Source organism: Pseudoxanthomonas kalamensis DSM 18571, from assembly GCF_010211745.1.
GTDB classification, from domain to species: domain Bacteria; phylum Pseudomonadota; class Gammaproteobacteria; order Xanthomonadales; family Xanthomonadaceae; genus Pseudoxanthomonas_A; species Pseudoxanthomonas_A kalamensis.
The window spans coordinates 1-732 of record NZ_PDWQ01000044.1 but is presented as its reverse complement, the minus strand read 5'-3'; the positions used below and the strand labels follow the sequence as shown (position 1 = coordinate 732).

Sequence of the window (732 nt, the reverse complement as noted above, 5' to 3'; positions counted from 1 at the left end):
CTCCTGGAATGCAGGGGCGCTTGAGGCAGAGATTGGAGTGTCTGGTATGTCCAGAAAGTCCATCGGGTCAAAGGCAAGCTCTCCGGACAACGCCACTGCCGGCGGTGGCGCAGGTGGCGCGGACTGCATGGAGGTGGAGGCGCGGTGGAGGCGGTGTTGCCGTATCTCCTGGATCCGATACGGGGTGGGATCGGCGGGCAGAACACGCCGTCTCCACGGAGGTGCCATCTCACCCAATTGCGTCAACGCGTCCTGACCGTGCTGGGTGCGGCGCCAATTGACGGTATCGGCGATTTCCTGATCGGGCGAGTGAGGATCGGCGAGGCCGTTGTCGATCAGGTCATTGGCAATGATGGCTGAAGCGGGCGAAAGAGGGCGCATCTTGAGTGCTCGTCTTTTTTTCGGAGACGGCCTGATGTAACCAGTTTTTGGCAAGCCACCCTTCGGAAACAGCGAAATCACGAGGGAACATCGGAACATGGGATGGGATTGTGGCCAGAGACTGGAAATGGAGCGACGGACATGTTGTTGCGCCAAAATATCCGCTAACTCACTGATGCAATGGATGAAATCCGACCTTGTGAGCTACTTTTACACGTATGTCGGCTGAACCCCATACTGTGCTTACAGCGCGGATGCCACCCCCGCCAGTCGTGCGCCGCGCGATGTCATGTGGCTATCTGACAGCCTTTACAACTTCGAGGCCATTGGCCGCAGCGTGTTGCAGGCCAA

Annotated in this window: 1 pseudogene; it reads right to left on the bottom strand. The window is 58.5% G+C overall.

Annotated features, from left to right (window positions below):
* Nucleotides 1–462: pseudogene (locus tag CSC70_RS14630) on the bottom strand (hypothetical protein); the annotation flags it as partial.
* Nucleotides 463–732 lie beyond the last annotated feature (270 nt).